Below are 22,604 nucleotides of genomic sequence, written 5' to 3'. Positions count from 1 at the left end.
TAAAAGTCATGCTTTATTACTTGTTTTTAACTTTAAGAATTTGAGACATTATTGAAATAGCAATCTCTTCCACGGATCCATCGTCAATATCAAGACCTACCGGAACATTTATGCTGTCGACTAAATTCTTGTCCACATTTCTATCTATCAAATTTTGTTTTAATGTATTCGCTTTTTTTCTTGAACCAAGCATTCCGAAATATTTATGAGGTTTATTCAAAATATTAAAAGCAACTTCTTCGTCGTGCTTATGATCTCTTGTGGCGGCTATTACAAAAGTATCGGAAGTAAATATCAAATCATCAATAGAATCTTCAATTTCTTTATTGATAAATTTCTTTATATTAGAAAAATCTTCATTGTAAATAAATTCATCTCTATCATCTACAACTACTACTTCAAAATTTGTTAAAGTTGCAATTCTCGCTAGTTTTTGAGAACAATGTCCCGCTCCAAAAATAATCAATGTAGGTTTAGGAAAAAACACTTTACCAAATCCACTAGCTCTTCCACCACAACTCATACTAACCTTCTCGCCTTCATTAAGTACATAATCAAACTCAAAGTCATTATCTTTTTTTAAATTTTCAATAGAATCTTTGATTACTTGGTATTCAATAGCTCCTCCGCCAACAGTTCCAAAAGTTTTTCCGTCTTCACGAACAGCCATAATATTTCCTTGTTTTCCTGGAACTGAGCCTTTATTTTTAAATAAAGTCACCATCATACACTTATATCCATCTTCCAAAGACTTATACATTTCTAACAAAACATCATTTTGCATCCTTTTCTCTCCTGTTTTCTAACATCATTATCGCTTCTAAAACAGCTCCACCAATTGCTCTAGCTTTATCACTAATTGTAAAACAATTCTTCACTTCTTCATATCGTGGATCAATATCGATAATTTTAAGCCCTTTTGTAACATCAAAATTATCTCGTATCATACCTCGTATAACGCCATCTAAAGTCGCTCTTATATCATTTTTTCCAACTTTTGCTATGATTTCTCCTTTTTTAACAACATCTGAAATCTTTTTGATACTAGTAAATTTTCCTTCAAAATCAGAGTATATTACTCTTTCAGTTGAAAAGCCTTCTATAACACCTGGAATTTTTGTGTTTTTCTTGGCAAATCCTTGTTCGATAATTCTTGCCAAATCATGACCTCTCATTGTTTCAATCACAATATCACAATCAACGTCAGCTTCAAAACCAGGGCCCAAAGCTATAGTAATATCTGCCATTTCTTTTTTCAATCCAGTATTTTTCTTCGCTAATATCGCATCCACTACGACATCAAATCTCTTCTTATTTAAAATCGTAAGTTTTGGGTCCACTATAACAACTGGATTATAAAGTTCTAAGTATTTATCAATTTCATCTATGTTTTCGCACAAAACAGCTTCTATATCTTCAACAGTTGCTTTTTTATCGTAAATTGCCTCTGAAAGTGATACTTTCCTTCTGATACTACTTGGATTTGAAACTTCTGTAACAACGCATTTGAACCCAGCATGAACAAGTTTTTGAATTGTACCTGTGGCTATGTCACCTGCGCCTCTAATCAAACAAATTATCTGCATTTAATATCCTTTCGTAATCATCATTTGTATCTATATCCATGAGTTCTCTTTCATATAAAGCGTCTACATATTTTACATGATTTAAATTATTATTCTTGACTATTGAACCTTTCTCGTCGTTTTTTAGTGATGATAATTCATTGAAAAATTTATTTGAAAAAATAACAGGATTTCCAATTCTATTTGCAAACCTTAGTTGAGAAATTTTACCTTTTTCAAATGAAGTTATTAGTTTTTCTATTGAAAAATCTGTTAAAAATGGCTGATCAGAAACAAGAAAACAAATACCATCCATCTCATTAAAATATTTGACTCCCAATTTGATTGATTCACTTTGTCCGATTTCATTGTTTGGATTGTTAATCGTTTTAATACCTATATTTTTACAATATTCTATTATCGTAGAATTATTTGTTATTACAATTCTATCGTAAAAGTTTGATTTTACCACCAAATCAATAATATATTCAAAAATAAATTTGTCATTATATTTTAGCATTAATTTGTCAGATTTCATTCTCTTGGACAAACCACTCGCCATTATTACTGCACCTATTTTCAAAATTATCACCTAATATATTATACACTTTTAATTTATTGCAATCAAAAACCTCTTTATCGATCATGATAAAGAGGTCTTGCAATTTAAAATTATTGTCTATTCAAAGCGCCTTCAACCATTTGCAACAACAATACTCTTGTTGTGATTTTACCAACGCTATTTGCCAATACTTTTACGTCAACTTCTGGATTAACATCGCCTGATAATTTGCCATTTTCATCCAAGCTAACTCCAACATCTACTACATATGAATCCTTAGTAAAGTAAGAATCATCAAACATTTTAGCTTTTCCAACTGCGGTTACAACCAAATCAGCATTTTTAGTAAATGATTTGATATCTTCTGTTCTAGAGTGGCACATTGTAACAGTCTTGTTTTCTTTTATAAGCATATTGAAAAGTGGCTTACCTAAAACTAATGATCTGTTTACGATTACCACATTTTTAACGTCAAAGTTATAGTATTTTACGATTTCTACAACAGCTCTTGCTGTAGCTGGATAATATGCGTCTTCTTCTGCTGCCAAAACTTTTCCTAAGTTAACCATTCCCATTGCATCGATGTCTTTTTCTGGTGCAATTATATATTGAATTTCTTTTTCCAAGTTTTTATCTTTTAATGGTCTAAACATTAATATACCATCGTGTGTTTCATTTAGTTCTTTGATAGTTTGGATTAATTTTTCATTTTCTCCTTCTTCTAAAACTATTTGATCACAAGTAATATTCAACTTAGCACAGTTGTTTTTTACAGCTTTTTCGTAAGAAATATCTCCTGCGTTTTCGCCGACTCTTACAGTTGCAACTTTAACTTCTCTGCCTAATTTTTCAACACCATCGATAATTCTTTTACCTAAATCTTCTCTAAGTTCTTTAATGTCTAATACGTTCATAAAAGTATCCTTTCTATTTTTTCATTATTTGTATCGTATATTACAAATCCAGCTTGTCCATCTCTTGGATAAGTTACAGAGCCTGGATTAATAACCCAAACGCCATCAATTTTTTCATTAAAATACCTGTGCGTATGTCCATACAAACACATTTGACAATTTAATGATTTACTTTTTTCAACTAATCTTTTCACTCCAGAAGATACATTGTATTTGTGCCCATGAGTTATGAAAATATTTTTATCGGAAATCCTGATAACCTTATCATATTCACCGCCAACGACATAAAAATCGTTATTTCCTTTTACATAAATGACTTCTTTTTTTAATAAATCTTCAAGTAAAATTGCATCATCGCACACATCTCCTAAGTGAACGATGATGTCAATTTCTTTATCAAATAAATAGTCATAAACTTTTGCTATTTTATTATGTGTATCACTAATTATTGCTACTTTCATTTAAACCTTTCAAGATGATTTTGGCGTTTTCCAAAGCTCTTTTTCTGTGACTAATCTTGTTTTTCTCACAATCTTCCATTTGTGCAAAACTTTTATCGTAGCCATCTGGCATGAATATACTATCATATCCGAAACCATGTTCTCCACATTCTTCAAGTAAAATCTTGCCATCTACTCTGCCTTTTGCTTGATGAATTTCATTATTTGAATCTATGATTGTAATCACAGTTTCAAAATAAGCACTTCTATCTTCTTTATCTTTCAATTCAGATAAAAGTTTTTTACGATTTTTACTATCGTCACATTCATCTCCTGCAAATCTCGCAGAGTATACTCCAGGTCTTCCATCCAAAGAATTTACGAAAAGCCCAGTGTCATCACTCATTACAATATCATCTGTGTATTTTTTTAGAAATTTAGCTTTGATAAGCGAATTTTCTTCCAAAGTTTCTGCATCTTCCACTGCATCTTCATTTATACCCAATTCAGATTTAGAATACACATCATAGGTTAAATCAGAAAGTATTTCTTTTATTTCAGAAACTTTTCCTTTGTTTCCTGTAGATAAATATATTTTCTTCATTAGATTTTCTCTTTTATTAATTCGTTGAATTTTTGTGGATTTCCTTTACCTTTTGACTTTTTCATGCATTGTCCAACTAAGAATCCTATTGCACGATCTTTACCATTTCTGATACTTTCGATAGATTCTGGATTTTCAGCTACCACTTCATCTACAATTTGTTGTAAAAGATTATCGTCATCAACTTGTAATAATCCTTTTTCTTTGACGTAAACTTCTGGATCAAAGTTTTCGTTGAACATTTCTCTCAAAACTTTCTTTGCAGTTTGATTATTTATCTTTTTAGCTGAAGAAAGTTTAATCAATTTTGCCAAATTTTCAGCAGACATATTCATTTCTTCAATTTCAATTTCATTTTCGTTTACTTGACGAAGAACATCTCCCAATAACCAATTTGAAGATTGAACAGGATCATTTGAAATTTCAACAACTTTTTCGTAGTAGTCTGCTAAGTATCCATTTCTAGTTAAAATATCAGCGTCGTATTCATCAATCTTGTATTCGTTCATGAATCTTTCTTTACGCATTTCTGGAAGTTCTGGTAAATTCTTTTTGATTTCTTCGATATAAGATTGTTCTACATAAGTTTTAGGAATATCGCCTTCAACTGAAAATCTATAATCATTTCCTTCTTCTTTGTGTCTCATAACTATTGTAGTTTGAGTATCTTCATCCCATCTTCTAGTTTCTTTTTCTCCAATTTTGTTTTCCTTAGCTAGTTGCATATGTCTTTCTTGTTCGTAAATTAAAGCTTTTGAAACTGATTTGAATGAGTTTAAGTTTTTGATTTCAGAAATTTTAGTTTTAAAATCAGAATCTTCATCGTAAACATTGATGTTAACATCACATCTTAATGATCCTTCGCTCATCTTAACATCTGATATTTCCAAATATTTAATTCTTTCTCTTAAAGTTTCTAAGAATTCTCTCGCTTCATCAGGATTGCTCATGTCTGGTTCACTAACTATTTCAATTAGTGGAACTCCCGCCCTGTTATAATCCATTAGAGTATTTCCACTTTCGTTGTGGATTGATTTCCCAGTATCTTCTTCTATGTGAATTCTTCTAATTCTAACTTTTTTATTTTTAGTTGAGGTTTTTAATTCGATATATCCATTTGTACAAAGTGGTTGATCTTCTTGTGTAATTTGATATCCTTTAACTAAATCTGGATAGAAGTATTTTTTCCTGTCCATCTTAAATTCATTAGCAATGTCACAATCAAAAGCAAGTCCAGCCATGATAGCATATCTTAAAGCTTGTTTGTTCATGTGAGGAAGCGCTCCTGGATGACCTAAACAAATTGGGCAGACATTTGTATTTGGGATTTGTCCAAACTCATTCTTACAACCACAAAACATTTTAGTTTTAGTTGATAGTTCTACGTGAATTTCCAATCCTATAAGTGTTTTTAAGTTCATGCTATCTCCTTTCAAACGCTAAAGCTGCATTCAATAAATTTTCTTCGTCGTGACTATTTGCAATTAGTTGCAAACTAGTAGATATTCCTGATTTGTAAGGAATTGAAATAGCACACAATCCACTCAAGTTTACAATTACATTAAAAATACCAGAATCATACACAGCCAATGGATCGTCTTTTCTGCTGTCTAATTCATAAGGTAAGCTTGTCATTGTAGGTGTGGCGATTAAATCAAAATCGTTAAAGATATTTTTGAATTCTTGTGAAAGCAGATTTCTAACTTTTAAACCTTGTTTGTAAACTTTTTGGTCGTTAGAACTTGCTAGATAGAAAGTTCCCATAGCAATTCTTCTCTTAACTTCTTCTCCAAATCCTTCACTTCTAACTTTAACGAACAAATCTCTCGTATTTTCATAATCATCTGTCAAATATCCATATCTAATTCCATCAAATCTTGACATATTAGATGATACTTCACTCGTTACGATTACGTTGTATAAAGCATTTGCGTATTTTAAATATTCGAAGTCGATTTCAACTAAATCTGCTCCCATATTTTTTAGAATTTCTAATATTTCTTTGTATTCTTTGATAACTGTCTCATCATTGCTATATTTTTTCAAATCAACAACGGCAATTTTTTTGCCTTTGAAGTCATAATCTTTCTTTTTAACATTTACTTCAGATTGTATTGTGGTCATATCATTGTCATCGTGACCTGCAATTACATTGTAAGTATCCATTATGTCTTCAACAGAATTTGATAATATACCAACTTCATCCAATGTATTAGCCATTGATTGAACACCGAATCTTGAAATTGAACCATACGTTGGCATAAAACCAACAACATTACAACAAGATGCCGGTTGTCTACTAGATCCACCTGTGTCAGTTCCTAAACTTACAACAGCCATTTCAGCTTTGATACAGGCAGCTGATCCTGATGAAGAACCACCAGGGATTAATTTTGTGTCGACAGGATTTTTTGTAGGGCCAAAATAACTTGTTTCTGAAGAAGATCCCATCGCAAATTCATCCATATTAACTTTTCCAACTATAACGCAGTCTTCTTCTTTTAATTTTTTGATTACAGTGGCATCATAAATTGAAACATAATCCTCTAACATTTTTGATCCACAAGTCATCTTCAAATCTTTTACATTGATGTTGTCCTTAACACTAACTGCAACGCCGAACATTTTTCCCAAATTTTCGTTGTTTTTTGCTTTTTCAATTAGTTTTTCAATTTGTTCATCGACGAATGATTTGTCGTAAGTTATGAACACATTCAAATCTTTTTTTGATTCTATTAATTTATCCAAATCATTGTAGTAGTCCCTTAAACTTTCAGGATTTTCTACAAATTTGTTTCTAAGATTTTCTATCATTATTCCACCACTTTCTTCAATTTAAAATAACCATACTCACGAGATTTTGCATTCTTCAACGCAACATCTCTTGGAATTGATTCTTTTGGTGTATCTTCTCTAAGTATGCTGTGATATTGTGGCAAGAATTCTAGGTATTCTACTCCTTCAGTATCACATTCCATAATCATACTTGCAAAATCCAATACAGTATTGTATTTTTCATATAAATCATCCACATTTTCAGTTAACTCAAGGTTAGCCAAATCATAGATTTTTACTACTTCATCGCGATTAATCATACTAACTCCTTTTTAATTCATGATTAAATTTTATCATAAATAAATTAAATTTATAAGTTGTCCAAGAACGAATTTATTTCATCTTCTGTCATTAATTTTACACCTAAATCCTTCGCTTTTGTAAGTTTGGATCCAGCTTTTTCACCATATACAACGTAATCAGTGTTTTTGGATACAGATGATGAAACTTTTGCTCCCAAATTTGATAACTTATCTGTAAGTTCTTTTCTAGAATAATTTACTAAGCTTCCCGTCAACACAAAAGTTAAATTATCCAATTTCTTTTCAATATTTTCAGGATTTTTGATTTTAATTCCTTTTGATAGAAGTGAATCGATAGAATTAGAAATAGTTTCGTCATGGAAAAATTCTACGATTTCTTCTGCTATAACATTTCCTATATCTTCAATTTGAATTAATTCTTCAAACTTCGCTTCTCTCAAATTATCAAAGCTTTTATATTTTTGTGCCAATTCAAAGCTTGTTTTCTCTCCAATTTCAGGAATTCCAAGTGCAAAAATAAAATTAGCTAAATCCACATTTTTACTTTTTTCAATTGCATTTATAAGATTTTGGCTCTTCTTTTCTTTAAAACCATCTAATTGCATCAACTGTTCTTTTTTTACATCGTAGATTTCTTCTATTGATTTTATATTGAGTTTTTCTAGCAAAACTTCCAATGTTTTTTCACTCAATCCATCTATATTCATCGCATTTCTGCTTGCAAAATGAACCATTCTCTTAACCAATTGCGGAGTACAACTCATAGAATTTGGGCAGAAGATATGAACTCCATCTCTGAATAATTCACTGTGACAATATGGACAGTAATGCGGAATTTCAATTTCTTCCGTATCTTCTTGGTCAGGGTTTACAACTCCCATTATTTCTGGAATTACATCGTTTGATCTTCTAACGAAAACTTCTGAATTTAACCTGACTTGTTTTCTTTCAATATCGTCAATATTATTCAGAGTAGCTCTTTTTACAGTTACATTTCCAATTTCTACAGGCTCCAGCAAAGCTGTCGGAGTCACTTTTCCAGTTCTTCCAACATTCCATTCTACTTCTTTTACAATTGTTGTAAATCTTTCAGGTTCAAATTTGTAAGCTATTGCCCATCTAGGAAATTTATTAGTGTATCCTAATTTTTCTCTTGTTTTAAAATCATTAACTTTAATTACCACACCATCTGTCAACACGTCAATTTCATTTCTCAATTCAAAAATCTCGTCAATAAATTTTGAAATTTCTTCAAATGATGTAGCGTGTTTTTCGTATGGATACAATTTGAAATAATTATCTCCCAAAAACTTCATCATTTCTTCTTGAGTTTCAAGCTCGTTATCTTGTAAATAATTTACATTATAGAAATAAGCATCCAAATTTCTCTCTCTAGTAACAGATGGATCTAAGTTTCTAAGGGCTCCCGCTGCAGCATTTCTTGCATTTTTTAGTTTTGGTTCATGAGTTTTATTGTATTTTTCTAATGAAGAAAGTGGCATGACTCCTTCACCTTGAATTTCCATTAATCTTTTATCTTTTATTTTCAATGGAATTGAATTAATAGTTTTTACTTGACTTGTAATAACTTCTCCAATAGTACCGTTTCCTCTTGTTGTAGCCATAACCAAATATCCGCCATCATAAGTTAAGTTCACTGTCAACCCGTCAAACTTAAATTCTACATAAAATTCAACTTTCGGTAATTTGTTTACGTGATTTTCATTGTAATTTTCTACAAACTCAATGGTTTTATCTACCCAATTTCTAACTTCTTCTTTGCTTTGCGCTTTTCCTAAACTGTACAAAGTATTCAAATGCTCATGCTTTTCAAACCCTGATAAAACTTCTCCACCTATTCTATTTGTAGGAGAATTTGGTAGAACAATTCCAGTTTCTTTTTCTAGATTTACAAGCTCATCATACAAAACATCGTACTCTGAATCCGCAATCAATGGATCATCCAAAGTGTAATAATGGTAAGCGTATTTATTTAGTATGTCTACTAAATATTTCATTCTATCTTGTTTTTCCATTATTCAACCCTTGTTAGTGGTGCTAGTGAAGAATTTAGTTTCTTCAACCCTTTCTTGTCAAAATTAATTGTCAATTCATCTCCATTTTCTTTTTCTACAATTCCAACGATTACACCAGTTCCAAACTTTTTATGTGAAACTTTGTCTCCAGCTCTATATTTTTCGTTGTTTTTAGTAATAGTATTTTGTTTTTTAGCGATTGAAGCAGATGCTTCTGTTCTGTAATCATCAACTACTTTTGTGTTGAACGATTCTCTAAAACTAACCTCTTTATTAGGAGATTCGTCCTTGTATTTATTTTCCATTTCCTCTATAAACCTCGATTCAGCTTTTGTTTGAAATTCATTAAATCTTCTTCTCGATTGTACACTTGTTATGTACAATTTTTTTCTTGCTCTAGTGATTGCAACGTAGCACAATCTTCTTTCTTCTTCTACATCTTCATCAACTCTAGATGGAATAGTCCCTTCCTCAAGTCCTGTAAAAAATACAACATCAAACTCCAAGCCTTTTGCAGCGTGGATTGTCATCATCGATACACCTTTTGTATTATCGTCAGTTTTATCCAAATCAGTCATTAATGAAGAAGTTTCCAAATATTCTCTCAAGTTTTTATCTGGATTATCTTGAACAAATTGGTATAGCGATGAAATATATTCATCAATATTTTCCAACCTCGTTTTATCATCTCTATTATTTGATTTTTCTAGATTAGCTCTGTATCCTGTTTTATCCAAAATATATTCCATAAGTTCTGCAACATTCATTTCATCTTTTGGAAAGCTTTTAATTAAATAATAAAACTCTTGAAGCTTTTTCGCTGTGGCATTTGAAAAATCAGGAAGATCAGTATCTTTGATGTATTGCATCATGCTAATTGATCTGTTTTGCGAACATTGCAACAACTTATCCATTGTTGTTTTACCAATCCCTCTTTTCGGTTCATTGATAATTCTATTTAATGCCATGTTATCGTTCAAATTTTCAACGATTCTAAGATAACTAACGCAGTCTTTTATTTCTTTTCTATCGTAGAATTTCAATCCACCTACAACTCTATTTGGAATACCAAGTCTATTTAATCTTTCTTCGAAAAGTCTGGATTGCGCATTGGTTCTGTACAAAATTGCCATTTCTTCGTATGGATTTTCTCGATATCTTTCTTGTTCAATCCATTGAACAACTTGGTCTGCCTCATCGATATCAGAATACATTCTCCTATAAATTGGCATATCACCTTCGTTTTTTGCAGTCCACAAATTTTTGTCTTTTCTAAGTGAATTGTTTTTAATCACAGTGTTTGCCAAGTCCAAAATAGGTTGTGTTGAACGATAATTTTGTTCCAACAAAATAACCTTAGCATTCTTAAAATCTTTTTCAAAATTTTGAATGTTTTGAATGTTTGCTCCTCTCCAACCATAAATTGATTGGTCAGAATCTCCCACGCAACAAATATTATCGTTTTTTGAAACCAAATTTTTGATTAGCTTGTATTGTGTATCGTTAGTGTCTTGGTATTCATCGACAAATACATACTTAAATCTGTCAGAATATTTTTCTCTCAAGTCTGGATTTTCCTCGAACAATAAATTAGTTTTGACGATCAAATCATCAAAGTCCAACGAATTGTACCTTTTTAATTTGTGCTCGTATTTTTGAAATAATTCCATCGTAAAAGTGCTTAAACTTATATCAAAATCTTCTTTGTCAATATTTTTTTCCGTAGCACCTGCGTTTTTCAATCTAGAAATTGTATTGATTTCGTTTTTGATTTCTACATTTTTAGGATCAACACCCATATCCTTCAAACATTCTTTTACAAGAGATATTTGATCTGCTCTGTCGTAAACAGTGAAGTTTCTTTCGAATCCAATTCTTTCTATTTCTACTCTCAAAATTCTAGAACAAATAGCATGGAAAGTTCCTATCCACATACTATCGACGTTTTCTTGCAGAATATTTTCGACCCTTTCTTTCATTTCTTTGGCAGCTTTGTTTGTAAAAGTAATTGCCAAAATTTCGTATTTTGAACACAATCCTTTCTCCAAACAATATGCTATTTTAGTGGTCAACACTTTTGTTTTACCACTTCCAGCTCCTGCCAATATCAACATAGGACCATCTGTATTTTCGACGGCTTCTCTCTGTCTATCATTTAAATTATCTAAATTCATCATAACTCCTTATGTATCAATAAAAAAATAAGTCGCTACAACTTATTTTTTAAATATATATTCGTATATGTTTTCTAATGTTCTTCTAAGATTAATTACAATCACTCCACGACTCTATTATATCACAACTATCTGATTAGTTCGAAATAAATTAGAACCAAAACACCAAGAGCTATTCTGTAATAACCAAACACTTTGAAATCATTGTTTTTGATGTAATTCATTAAGAATTTAATTGTAATAACAGATACAACAAAGCTTACTGCAGTTCCTAATAATAACACGAATGCTTCCATTGCTGTGAAACTAAATCCAAATTTTACAAGTTTTAGTAAGCTTGCACCAAACATTGTTGGAATTGCCAAGAAAAATGTAAATTCAGCTGCAATTGTTCTGGATAATCCTATAGCAATACCTCCCAAAATCGTAGCTCCCGAACGTGATGTTCCTGGAAATACTGCTGCTATCACTTGAAATAGTCCTACGATAAAAGCTTGCTTGTAAGTAATTTTATCGATACTATCTACAAGTTTTTTGTGTGATTCTTTGTTTCTGTTTTCAATAATAATAAAAAGAATACCGAAAATTATTAATGCTAATGAAATTACAAAATAATTATAAAAATGTTCTTCAATATAATCATCGAATTTAATTCCTATAATAGCTGCTGGAATACACGCTACAATTATTTTTGCCCACATTATCATTTTACTTTTACTAATTGATATCAAATGACTTTGACCTTTTTTAAATGGCCACACTTTGTTCCAATAAATTACAACAACAGCCAAGATTGCCCCCAATTGAATTACAACCGTAAACATAGATTTGAAAGCATCTGACATGTTCAATTTGATAAATTCGTCCAGTAATAAAATATGACCAGTTGAGCTAACTGGCAACCACTCTGTTACTCCTTCAATAATTCCCAAAAGAATAACTTTTAATATTTCTATAAACATATTTCCTCCAATTTCTTAACTAATCATATTATATGAAAATTTCGTCTATTATTCAATCTCAAACTAAAAAAGTACAAAAGAAAATCTCTTGCACTTTTTCAAATTAATTTGCTTTTATATCAGCCCATATATCATCGTATTTTTCTACAAAATCTGATGGATCCTTGAATATTTCCATGTTTTTATGCTTTGATAAATCAGGATAAGCTGTTTTATCTTCTTGGATTTCTTTATCCAAAAGTTTTCTTGCTTGAGTAGATGGAAGAGAATAACCAATGTATTCTGCATTTAATTTTGCATTTTCAGGATTTGTCATAAAATTGATAAATTTTTCGGCGTTTTCCTTATTTTTTGCGTTTTTCAAAATAGCCAATGTATCAAACCACAAATTTGATCCTTCTTTTGGAATTACATATTCCAAATTTTCATTTTCCCCTTTAGAAACAATTGCATCCCCTGAATACATTACTGCGAGATCTGCTTCTTCATTGACCATTTGAGTTTTAGTTTCATCTACAAGATAAGCAAGTACCAAATCTTTTTGTTTTATTAATGACTGTTTTGCTTTCTCTAACTCAGCCTCATTTCTTGAATTCATCGAATATCCTAATCTTTTCAATGCTACTCCTAGAGTATCTCTTGTGGAGTTCATCATTATGATGTTGTCCTTGTACTTTTCATCCCACAAAATATTCCAGCTGTCGACTTTTTCTTTTACTTTGTTTTTATTATAAAGAATTCCAACAGTTCCCCACATATATGGAACTGTATATTCATTTTTAGGATCATAATCTAAATTTCTAAATCTTTGATCGATGTATTTGAAGTTTGGAATTTTACTGTAATCAATTTTTTCAAGCATACCTTGCTTTATCATTTTTTCAGCCATGTAGTCAGAAGGAACAACAACATCGTAATTGCTTCCTCCTTCCTTTACTTTCATATACATATCTTCGTTTTGTTCAAAAGTATCATAGATTACTTTAATTCCCGTTTCTTTTTCAAACTTATCTAGTAAAGCTGGTTCAATGTACTCTCCCCAATTGTACACATACAAGACATTCGATTCATCCTTGGAGCAAGACGTTAAAACCATTATAGTTAATAAAAATAATAAAATTTTCTTCATATTATAACTCCTCCAATAGATTTGTTCTTTTGTGAAGAATCAACAATAGAATAACCATTACCAAAAACATAATTGTGCTTAAAGCATTAATTGCTGGATTAACACCTTTTTTCGCCATAGAGTACACTGTAACTGAAAGATTGGATACGCCGTGACCTGTCGTGAAGAAACTGATTACAAAATCATCTATGCTAAGTGTAAATGCCAACAAACTTCCCGAAAAAACTCCTGTTTTAATTTCTGGCAATACAACTTTTCTTAATGTATAAAAAGGAGTTGCTCCCATATCCATCGCAGCTTCTGGTAAAAATTTATTCATTTGTGCTAATTTCGGCAACACAGCAAGTATTACATAAGGTGTTGTAAATGTTATATGTGACAACAACATTGTAAAAAATCCAAATGGAAAATTCATCAAGTTAAATATTACCATTAGGCCAACCGCTGTCACGATATCAGGATTTAAAACCGGAAGATAATTCATATTTAAAAGCAAAGATTTTTTGTATCCTCTTAAATAATAAATTCCTATTGCAGCTATCGTTCCCAAAATTGTAGCGATTATTGTTGCTAGTATGGCAATCAAAATAGTCGTTTTAAATGATGACAAGATTTCTTCATTGTGCAATAATTCCTTGTACCATTTGAAAGTAAATCCAACCCAGCTTCCTTTCAAACGAGAATCGTTAAATGAAAATACCATCAAAACAGCAATTGGTCCGTAAAGGAATAAAAATACCAATGCTAAATAAAATTTCTTGAAAAATTCTTTCATTTTATTCTCCCTTCTCATTCGTAAAAGCTAATGAAATTAAAATCATAATTATAAGTACTACAGAAATTGCACTACCGTAATGCCAATTTCCAGCTATTCTGAATTGATGCTCAATTATATTTCCTATCAAATTGTATTTGTTTCCACCAAGCAATGCAGATATTTCGAATGTAGATATCGCTGGAATAAATACCATAGTAATTCCTGTAATTACCCCTGGTAAACTCATTGGAAATACAACTCGTAAAAAAGTTTGTAACTTAGATGCTCCCAAATCATAACTTGCTTCTACTAATGAATAATCTGATTTATCCAAAATCGAGAAAATAGGAAGTATCATAAAAGGTAGGAAATTGTAAACCATCCCCATTAAAATAGCTCCTTCTGTGTAAAGCATTTTAATTGGAGAAAAACCAAAATGAATTAACACACTGTTAATTATTCCGTTTTTACCAGTTAAAATAATCCATGCATAAGTTCTCAATAAAAAGTTCATCCACATCGGAATAACTATCATAAGCATCAACACAGCCTTGTATTTTTTGTCTACTTTACTGATAAAATAAGCTGTCGGATATCCAATCAACAAACAAATTACTGTACTTATAAATGCTAATCTAATAGAGTTCAAAAGAACTTTTACATATTTCGATGTAAAAAATCTGTAAAAATATTCAAGTGAAAATTGTGGATTGGAAAAATCTCTCAATAATCCAGTTGTAACTGAATAATTAACAATAAGAAACAATGGAAATACAATGAAAAACAATATCCAAATAGCGTAAGGAATGGATAATTTCTTAAGCTTCATCGTCACACCTCTTCATTATATGAATATTATCTGGATCAATGTTAATTCCTACCATACTTCCTTGAGGCTTATTAATTGTTGATTGAGCCTTATACTTGAAATCACCAGTATCTACAAACATTTCATAGTGAATTCCTTTGAATCTGTCACTTATAACTGTACCTTTGATTTGTCCCTTTTCTGGGGCAACTATCTCCACATCTTCGGGCCTTATAACAACTTGGACATTTTCATTTTTTGCAAATCCTTTATCAACGCACTTCCATTTATGATTAGAAAATTCCACCATGCAATCTTCTAAAAACACCCCATCGATTATGTTGCTTTCGCCGATAAATTTAGCTACAAACTCATTCTTAGGTTCGTTGTAAATATCTTCTGGAGTTCCAATTTGTTGAATAATTCCATTTTCCATAACAACGATAGTATCACTCATAGTCAAAGCTTCTTCTTGATCATGAGTTACATAAACAAAAGTAATGCCGATTCTTTCTTGAATATTTTTGAGTTCGTTTTGCATTCCTTTTCTCAACTTCAAATCCAAAGCGCCCAATGGTTCATCCAACAACAAAACGCTTGGTTCATTGACCAACGCTCTTGCTATAGCAATTCTTTGTTGTTGACCTCCACTCAAATTATTTATCTTTCTTTTTTCAAAACCGGATAAATTCACAAGCTTCAAAACTTCTGTTACTTTTTCTCTGATTAATTTTTCATTCATTTTTTTGATTCTCAAACCAAAAGCGATATTTTCGAATACATTCATATTAGGAAATAAAGCGTATTTTTGAAAAACCGTGTTCACATTTCTCTTATAAGGTGCAATATTACTGATGTCTTTTCCTTCAAACATAATTTTTCCCGTATCTGGAGTTTCAAATCCAGCAATCAATCTCAACGTTGTAGTTTTACCGCAACCTGATGGTCCCAATAATGTCAAAAACTCCTTATTTCTAATGTAAAGATTCAAATCTTTTAAAATGTGTTCATCTTCAAAAGACTTATTAATACCGATTAATTCAATGATATTATCCATGAAATATTCCCCCTAAAAATTTGGTGGTGACATAACCCATATCACCTTGCAGATTTTTGTGCCATTATTTTCTAACATTCTAGTTTTATTGCACTTTGTGTAAAAACAATCACCCTTTTTTAATTTATATTTTTCATTGTCAAGATAAATGTTACAACTTCCTTCCAAAACATATCCAAACTCTTCACCTTCAAAAGGATTGTACTCTTTAGTTTCTCCCTTGCTCTTAAGTGTAATAAGAACAGGCTCCATAGTGTTTACCTGAGATTTTGGAACAAGCCATGTAATAGAAGATTTCATGCTAACATCTTCGCTAGATTGATAATCTTCTTTTGTGAAAATTTCTTTTACAGAAAGATCATCTGCAAAAAAAGTAGCCATGTCAGTTCCCAAAGCATTCAACACGTAATTAAGTGAATCCACAGAAGGACTTGTCAAATCTCTTTCTAATTGGGATATAAAACCTTTTGTTAAATCCGATCTTTCTGCCAATTCTTCTTGGGTCAAACCAAGTTTTAATCTTAAAGATCTTATTTTATCTCCTATTTCCATTATTATCTCCTTACTTAAAATATTAAACCAAAAGTATTATAACATAAAGACACACAAAATTAAACAAAATGTTAAAAATATTTTACTGAATTTTCACTAAAAAATACTCCCAAAATTAATTGAGAGTATTTCATAAATCTAATTAAAAGCTTCTTCCAGCTCCTCCACCTCCGGATGAGCCTCCTCCGCCAGAGAATCCTCCCCAGCCTCCAGAAGAACCTCCTCCAAATCCTCCGCCGAATCCACCGAAGTCATCGTCATCGAATCCTCCACCAAAACCCGGGAAGAATATTGTACCACCTCGTCTTCTACCTCCGTATCGACGATTTCTACGATTATTCCTAGAAATAAAATACAAAATAATCAGAAATATTATTATTCTTAATATAGTATTAAAAAGTGGTGGCTGTGTATTTCTACTTAAATTTTCCTGATATTTGTCAAAATCGCCATTTAATTCTACGTTATATTCAGCAGCGACTTCACTGACAACCGCATTGAATCCTTCTTGTATAGCGTTAGAATAATTTCCATTCTTTAAATCATCAAGCATATATTCATCGATAATTCTACCAACTTTACCGTCGTTAAGTCTTCCTTCAATTCCATAACCTGTTATGATATTGATGTGACGATTACGACCCTTAGGTTCATTTAAATCTTGCGATAATAAAATCAGAACACCATTTTTCTTAGTGGCATCTCCGATTTTCCATTTATTAAACAAATCAACGCCATAATCAACAGGATCTCTTCCTTTCAAATCTTTTATTGTCACGACAAGCACTTGTGAGCCTGTTTTTTGCTCAAGTTCTACATTCGTCTTAACTATTTTATCTTTAACTTCCTGGCTAATCACACCCATCTCATCAAGATAAAAAGTATCCGGTGATTTCGGTAAATCTTGGGCAAAAGCATTTACATTAAAAATTAATAAAAAAGCTAAAACAAATGAGAATATCCATCTACATTGCTTTCTCATTATTTATTTGTCCTATTCAAAATTAACTTGTGGCGCTTTTTGTGCTGAAGCATCAGCTTCAAAGTATTTTTCAGAACTGAATCCCATTAATCTAGCAAATATTACTGTTGGGAATCTCTTAACTTTTTGATTGTATGTTTTTACAACTGTATTGTAATTCTTTCTTTCTGTAGCTATTCTATTTTCAGATCCTGCTAATTCATCCATAAGTTGTGTGAAATGTGTATCTGATTTTAATTCTGGATATCTTTCTACAACAACATTCATTCCATTTAATGCACTTGTCAACTCATCATTTGCTTTAGCTAATTCTTGTGGGTCTTTCGCATTCTTTACGCCGCTTCTAGCTTCAGAAACTTTGATGAACACATCTTCTTCGTGTTTTGCAAATCCTTTTGCTGTGTTAACCAAGTTTGGAATTAAATCCGCTCTCCTTTGAACAACGTTTTGGACTTGTGCATAAGCCTCATTCACATTTTCTTTTGACTGAACTAATCCATTGTATTGTGGTATTAACAATAATGCTAATACTACAATAATACCTATAATAACTCCTGCTTTTTTCATATTTCCTCCTATTGTCTAATCTTAATCAATTCCATATTATCAATACACTCTTGAACCAAGGCTTCAATATCTAAATTTTCTTCTTCTCTTTTGACATCGTAAATTCTTGGTTTAGTGACTGGTCTTTTCGGTGTAAACACCGTGCAACAATCTTCAAAAGGCAAAATCGATGTTTCATATGTTCCAATTTCCCTTGCAATCTCTATGATTTCAGTTTTATCACTTGCAATTAAAGGCCTTAAAATAGGAAGACTTGTAACTTCATTAATAACTGAAACACCTTGAATAGTTTGACTTGCAACTTGTCCCAAGCTTTCTCCTGTAATCAAAGCGTCTATTTTGTTTTCATTTGCAATTCTTTCTGCAATTCTCATCATGAATCTTCTAGAAATAATAGTCATCATTCTTTCTTTGCAGTTTTTAGTAATAGCTTTGTAAACAGGAAGCAAATTCACAGAATAAAAGTTAATATTGCCAGTGTAATATGAAACTTCTTCTGCTAACTGCTTAACCTTCTCAAATCCTCTTTGACTTGTGAATGGATAACTGTGGAAATGCAAACAATCTACACGCACTCCTCTTTTCGCCATCAAAAAAGCAGCTACCGGACTGTCTATACCACCAGATAATAACAACAAACCTCTTCCGGAACTTCCAATTGGAAGTCCTCCCCATCCTTTTATTCTATCAGTGTAAACATAACAATTATCCTTAATGTCTACATAAATGAAAAAATCAGGATTCTTGATGTCAACCTTAACGTAATTTCCATATTTTTTTAATATAGTGCCACCTAAAAGTGGATTTAACTCAGGCGATTTAGGTTCAAATTTCTTGTCAACTCTATGAACATCAACTTTGAAAGTTTGAAGTTTATCTTTGATAATTTTACCTTCTATTATCTTTAATACCCCGTCTTGCATACTTTCAACCGTTTTTTCACATTTAACGCAAGGACTAATGTACACAATTCCAAAAACTTTCTTAATATGATCTATAATTTCATCAAAATCATTTACATCGGCTTTGATGTATAATTTTCCTTGCTCTTGATAATATTCTTCAATTTTATAATCAGAAATCGCATCCAATATTTTGCTTATCGCACGCTTTTCAAAAGTGTGTCTATTCTTTCCTTTTAATGTTAGTTCACCAAAACTAACAGATATATACCAATCTAACATTTATCTCCTCATAATATCTCTAATATCTTCTAATCTAAGCTTTAATTTCTCAACAAATACATCCAAAACATCTTCAGGTGTGTCATCTGTAAATGAAATTCTTATACATCCATCTGAAAATTCATCTGGTGTATTGATGCTTTGAATAATTCTTGATTTTTTGGAACCATTACATGCACTTCCTGTAGAAATATAAATTCCATCTTGTTCCAAATAGTGTAGCAACACTTCGCTCTTAATGTAATTAAAACACACATTTGTAATGTATGGACTGTATCCTTCTAGTTTGGAATTAAAATACACACCATCAATCTTGGATAATTCATCCATCAAATATGATTTCATCTTGTATAATCTGTCGTAAGTTTCATCAATTTTTGAAAAAACTTCTTCACTCGCACATTTCAAAGCTACAATCCCTGCAACATTTTCTGTTCCTGGTGAAATCCCAGATTCTTGTGATCCTCCTGTTATAATAGGCTTTACTCTTTCAGGATTTCTAATGAAAATCGCACCAATTCCTTTTGGAGCGTGAATCTTGTGACCGCTAATTGTGTAGAAATCAACCTTAGCTTCATTTAAATCCAATTTAATTTTGCCAAAACCTTGAATACCATCAACGTGAAACAAAGTATTAGGATTTTTTGCTTTGATTTTCTTTCCTAATTCTGTAATTGGTAGAATTTTCCCTGTTTCATTATTGACATGCATAACTGAAATTAAACGAGTCTTGTCATTTATCAAATCAATAATATCATCAACTTTAAAATCATCACCTACATTTACAAAATGAACAGTTCTATTTTCCTTCAATTTATTATAAGTCTTAAACACAGAAGAATGTTCAATGCTTGTAGTTATGAATTCTTCTTTTTTATCATTTGTAACACTTCCGTTTATTGAAATATTATTACCTTCAGTTCCACAAGATGTAAAAAACACTTTTTCTGGCTTTACATTTAATAAGTTTGCAATTGAATTTCTGGAATCCGTAACAAGTTTTTCAGCTTTCATCCCAAAATCGTATAAGCTGGAAGGATTACCAAAATCAACAGTCATTGCATTAACCATTTCTTTTACTGCATTTTCAGATACTTTCGTAGTTGCAGCATTATCTAAATATATCATTATATCCCTTCATTCCTATTTTAAATCATATTAATATTATAACATGTAGAGAAAATTTACCAAAATCATAGTATAATGGAAATGGTGATAAAATGAATGAAAATCAGCTAATTTTAAATATAGAAACAACGGGAATTGATCCTCACAAAAACCATATCTATCTTATAAATATATTTACAAATGATAGACACTATAATTTTTACTCGATAAACAATGAAAGTGAAGAAAAAATCATAAAATCAGCTTATAAAATTATACATGACAAACAAATTATTTGTTTTAGTGAGTTTGATATAAAATTTATCAATGCTAAGATAATAAAATATACAGAATTTGATGCCGTTAATAATTACATTTATTTACAGAAATTAATTAGAAATTACTACAAAAACTCGTTCACTTCCCTAAAAGCAAAAGATTTGGCAGCTAAATTATTCGACATTAATATAGATGAAAAATCAAAATCAGTAAAAATTTACAAAAGATTTTCAAAATCAAAACATATTTCTGATGAATTAATCGAATTTGCCAAAACATCATTGGCATTCAAATTGAAACTTTACGAATATATGATACAATACTTCGAAAAAAACTTTGATACATTTGAAATTTGTTCAACTAATATCAGATACTTGTTGTATAGTATTAAAAAAATAAAAAACAACTTAGAAATTATTTTGATTACAGATAATAAAATTGAAATTGATGCAATGTATGAATCAACTCAAGTACAATCACAAGACATGTTCTTAACATTGAGTTTGAGCTTACATGAAGGATACATTGATAAAGATTTTGTAGAATGTATAATGACAAGTATGAAAAACAATTATAATTTGGTAAGCAATTACTATCCTTTAGTAATAAATGATGAATTTATCTATGAAAATATTAAAGAATTAGTAAAATACACACTAACGGAGATTTTTAATGAATAACAAAACAAAAAGAATTTTATGTTCGATTATAGGTAATTTACTGATAGGATGCAGCATCGGAATTCTAAAATTGTCAAAATCAGGTCTAGATCCACTAAGTTTTATGAATAGTGGTTTTTCAAGTTTTTTGAATAAAGATTTTGGAACTGTAATCACAGTGTGCAATATGATTATGCTTGTTATCGTATTCTTCTGCCACAGAAAATCTATAGGACTAGGAACGGTCATAAGTATGGCAACAGTTGGTTATACAGCAGATTTTGTATATATGCTAATAAAATTTATGAATACAGACAAATTTTGGATAAATTCCATTTTCTTGTTAATCGGAATAAATATAATGTGCTTTGGAGCTGGAATGTACCTAGAAGCAGACCTAGGCGCAAGTGCATATGACTCCATGCCGTTTGTCGTAAACAGTGTACTAAAAAAAGATTTCTCATATAAATATACTAGAATTGTATTAGATATCATAACTATTCTAGTTGGTATAGCTTTCGGTCAACAAATTGGGATTGGTACAATATTTTTAGGTTTCTTCTCGGGTCCACTAATCGTATTTTACAGAAATTTATCAGAAAAATTAATATTTAAAAACAGATAAAAAATATTTTTAAACTTGTATTGAATTAATTTTTGGTTTGTTTATAATAAAAGTAGATACAAATTTTTAATAACCGGAGGAAAAAATGAAACTACTCGCACTTAAAAATAAGAAAAAAGGATTCACATTACTTGAATTATTAGTTGTACTCGCAATACTTGCAATACTTATAGCAATAGCAGTCCCTGTCTACAAAAACCAAAAAGAAAAAGCGGCCATAACAGCCCACAACGCAAACGTAAGAGTCTTGGAAACAGCTGTGGAAAGCTACAGGCAAGATAATAATGGTAAATTACCTGAAAAAATAGATGATTTAAAGGGAAACTATATCAAGACTGTACCAAAAGTTCCAGATGCAGTGGCAAAAAAATTAAGTACTGAAGTATATAAATTTGATAAAGAAAAAGAAATTATAATTCCTGGGGAAATTGATAAAAATTTCAATTTAATTTCAAATAAAAACAAAACTAATTAGAATAAAATTTTTACTTAAACAACGCAACTAGAGCCTGATTGTATTTAATATGTTTTTTTTAATTTTGT

General features: G+C 30.8%; 24 protein-coding genes. 3 read left to right on the top strand and 21 right to left on the bottom strand.

Translation table 11 applies throughout. The features are described 5' to 3' along the window. Positions 1 to 16: 16 nt before the first annotated feature. The 21 genes from ACU68Y_RS00505 to ACU68Y_RS00405 all read right to left on the bottom strand — a co-directional run bounded on the left by ACU68Y_RS00505 (position 17) and on the right by ACU68Y_RS00405 (position 20,519). Positions 17 to 784, bottom strand: a complete 768-nt coding sequence (locus tag ACU68Y_RS00505; protein ID WP_446755197.1) for an XdhC family protein — start codon at positions 782 to 784, stop codon at positions 17 to 19. After that, complete coding sequence (gene yqeB / locus ACU68Y_RS00500; protein WP_446755196.1) at positions 774 to 1,586, bottom strand: selenium-dependent molybdenum cofactor biosynthesis protein YqeB; 813 nt, start codon at positions 1,584 to 1,586, stop codon at positions 774 to 776. The genes ACU68Y_RS00505 and yqeB overlap by 11 nt, the downstream gene beginning before the upstream one ends. Next, complete coding sequence (locus tag ACU68Y_RS00495; protein ID WP_446755195.1) at positions 1,564 to 2,157, bottom strand: NTP transferase domain-containing protein; 594 nt, start codon at positions 2,155 to 2,157, stop codon at positions 1,564 to 1,566. The genes yqeB and ACU68Y_RS00495 overlap by 23 nt, the downstream gene beginning before the upstream one ends. An 80-nt stretch (positions 2,158 to 2,237) precedes the next feature. Further along, complete coding sequence (locus ACU68Y_RS00490) at positions 2,238 to 3,041, bottom strand: bifunctional 5,10-methylenetetrahydrofolate dehydrogenase/5,10-methenyltetrahydrofolate cyclohydrolase (RefSeq protein WP_002839362.1); 804 nt, start codon at positions 3,039 to 3,041, stop codon at positions 2,238 to 2,240. Beyond that, positions 3,038 to 3,502, bottom strand: a complete 465-nt coding sequence (locus tag ACU68Y_RS00485; protein WP_012290487.1) for a metallophosphoesterase family protein — start codon at positions 3,500 to 3,502, stop codon at positions 3,038 to 3,040. The genes ACU68Y_RS00490 and ACU68Y_RS00485 overlap by 4 nt, the downstream gene beginning before the upstream one ends. After that, positions 3,483 to 4,085 (bottom strand): RdgB/HAM1 family non-canonical purine NTP pyrophosphatase, encoded by a 603-nt coding sequence (gene rdgB / locus ACU68Y_RS00480; protein ID WP_002838227.1) that lies wholly within the window; start codon positions 4,083 to 4,085, stop codon positions 3,483 to 3,485. The genes ACU68Y_RS00485 and rdgB overlap by 20 nt, the downstream gene beginning before the upstream one ends. Further along, positions 4,085 to 5,506, bottom strand: coding sequence for an Asp-tRNA(Asn)/Glu-tRNA(Gln) amidotransferase subunit GatB (gene gatB, locus ACU68Y_RS00475; RefSeq protein WP_002838180.1), 1,422 nt, complete (start codon positions 5,504 to 5,506; stop codon positions 4,085 to 4,087). The genes rdgB and gatB overlap by 1 nt, the downstream gene beginning before the upstream one ends. Position 5,507: 1 nt before the next feature. Next, positions 5,508 to 6,899: an Asp-tRNA(Asn)/Glu-tRNA(Gln) amidotransferase subunit GatA gene (gatA, locus tag ACU68Y_RS00470; protein ID WP_446755194.1), complete on the bottom strand. Its 1,392-nt coding sequence runs from the start codon at positions 6,897 to 6,899 to the stop codon at positions 5,508 to 5,510. Then, positions 6,899 to 7,180 (bottom strand): Asp-tRNA(Asn)/Glu-tRNA(Gln) amidotransferase subunit GatC, encoded by a 282-nt coding sequence (gatC, locus tag ACU68Y_RS00465; protein ID WP_002839337.1) that lies wholly within the window; start codon positions 7,178 to 7,180, stop codon positions 6,899 to 6,901. The genes gatA and gatC overlap by 1 nt, the downstream gene beginning before the upstream one ends. Positions 7,181 to 7,230: 50 nt before the next feature. Next, a complete protein-coding gene (gene ligA / locus ACU68Y_RS00460; RefSeq protein WP_446755193.1) occupies positions 7,231 to 9,219 on the bottom strand; it encodes an NAD-dependent DNA ligase LigA in 1,989 nt (662 codons plus the stop codon). Next, positions 9,219 to 11,393: an ATP-dependent helicase gene (locus ACU68Y_RS00455; RefSeq protein ID WP_446755192.1), complete on the bottom strand. Its 2,175-nt coding sequence runs from the start codon at positions 11,391 to 11,393 to the stop codon at positions 9,219 to 9,221. Before ACU68Y_RS00455 ends, ligA begins: the two co-directional genes overlap by 1 nt. Positions 11,394 to 11,521: 128 nt before the next feature. Next, positions 11,522 to 12,355, bottom strand: a complete 834-nt coding sequence (locus ACU68Y_RS00450) for an undecaprenyl-diphosphate phosphatase (RefSeq protein ID WP_446755191.1) — start codon at positions 12,353 to 12,355, stop codon at positions 11,522 to 11,524. Between the two features lie 103 nt (positions 12,356 to 12,458). Continuing rightward, positions 12,459 to 13,484 (bottom strand): ABC transporter substrate-binding protein, encoded by a 1,026-nt coding sequence (locus ACU68Y_RS00445; protein WP_446755190.1) that lies wholly within the window; start codon positions 13,482 to 13,484, stop codon positions 12,459 to 12,461. Position 13,485: 1 nt separating this feature from the next. Further along, positions 13,486 to 14,259: an ABC transporter permease gene (locus ACU68Y_RS00440; protein WP_002838250.1), complete on the bottom strand. Its 774-nt coding sequence runs from the start codon at positions 14,257 to 14,259 to the stop codon at positions 13,486 to 13,488. A gap of 1 nt (position 14,260) precedes the next feature. Then, positions 14,261 to 15,070, bottom strand: coding sequence for an ABC transporter permease (locus ACU68Y_RS00435; RefSeq protein ID WP_446765315.1), 810 nt, complete (start codon positions 15,068 to 15,070; stop codon positions 14,261 to 14,263). After that, positions 15,060 to 16,106, bottom strand: coding sequence for a spermidine/putrescine ABC transporter ATP-binding protein (gene potA, locus ACU68Y_RS00430; RefSeq protein WP_002838108.1), 1,047 nt, complete (start codon positions 16,104 to 16,106; stop codon positions 15,060 to 15,062). The genes ACU68Y_RS00435 and potA overlap by 11 nt, the downstream gene beginning before the upstream one ends. A 12-nt stretch (positions 16,107 to 16,118) precedes the next feature. Further along, positions 16,119 to 16,658, bottom strand: a complete 540-nt coding sequence (locus ACU68Y_RS00425) for a helix-turn-helix domain-containing protein (protein ID WP_002838194.1) — start codon at positions 16,656 to 16,658, stop codon at positions 16,119 to 16,121. A gap of 142 nt (positions 16,659 to 16,800) precedes the next feature. After that, positions 16,801 to 17,640 carry a TPM domain-containing protein gene (locus ACU68Y_RS00420; RefSeq protein ID WP_304141130.1) on the bottom strand — a complete coding sequence of 280 codons (840 nt, stop codon included), beginning with the start codon at positions 17,638 to 17,640 and terminating at the stop codon, positions 16,801 to 16,803. Positions 17,641 to 17,652: 12 nt separating this feature from the next. Next, positions 17,653 to 18,207 carry a LemA family protein gene (locus ACU68Y_RS00415; RefSeq protein ID WP_002838305.1) on the bottom strand — a complete coding sequence of 185 codons (555 nt, stop codon included), beginning with the start codon at positions 18,205 to 18,207 and terminating at the stop codon, positions 17,653 to 17,655. Between the two features lie 8 nt (positions 18,208 to 18,215). Further along, a complete protein-coding gene (gene thiI, locus ACU68Y_RS00410) occupies positions 18,216 to 19,391 on the bottom strand; it encodes a tRNA uracil 4-sulfurtransferase ThiI (protein WP_446755188.1) in 1,176 nt (391 codons plus the stop codon). Next, positions 19,392 to 20,519 (bottom strand): cysteine desulfurase family protein, encoded by a 1,128-nt coding sequence (locus tag ACU68Y_RS00405; protein ID WP_446755187.1) that lies wholly within the window; start codon positions 20,517 to 20,519, stop codon positions 19,392 to 19,394. Between the two features lie 92 nt (positions 20,520 to 20,611). Here ACU68Y_RS00405 and ACU68Y_RS00400 point away from each other — a divergent pair, with 92 nt between their 5' ends. The 3 genes from ACU68Y_RS00400 to ACU68Y_RS00390 all read left to right on the top strand — a co-directional run bounded on the left by ACU68Y_RS00400 (position 20,612) and on the right by ACU68Y_RS00390 (position 22,536). Beyond that, positions 20,612 to 21,457 carry a ribonuclease H-like domain-containing protein gene (locus ACU68Y_RS00400; RefSeq protein WP_446755186.1) on the top strand — a complete coding sequence of 282 codons (846 nt, stop codon included), beginning with the start codon at positions 20,612 to 20,614 and terminating at the stop codon, positions 21,455 to 21,457. Then, on the top strand, positions 21,450 to 22,061 hold the full coding sequence (locus ACU68Y_RS00395) for a YczE/YyaS/YitT family protein (protein WP_446755185.1): 612 nt from the start codon (positions 21,450 to 21,452) through the stop codon (positions 22,059 to 22,061). Before ACU68Y_RS00400 ends, ACU68Y_RS00395 begins: the two co-directional genes overlap by 8 nt. Positions 22,062 to 22,146: 85 nt before the next feature. Next, positions 22,147 to 22,536 carry a type II secretion system protein gene (locus ACU68Y_RS00390; protein WP_446755184.1) on the top strand — a complete coding sequence of 130 codons (390 nt, stop codon included), beginning with the start codon at positions 22,147 to 22,149 and terminating at the stop codon, positions 22,534 to 22,536. The last annotated feature ends 68 nt before the right edge of the window (positions 22,537 to 22,604 follow it).

This window comes from Finegoldia sp. P1-F-LS, assembly GCF_052932205.1.
This window is presented reverse-complemented; position numbering and strand designations above follow the sequence as displayed.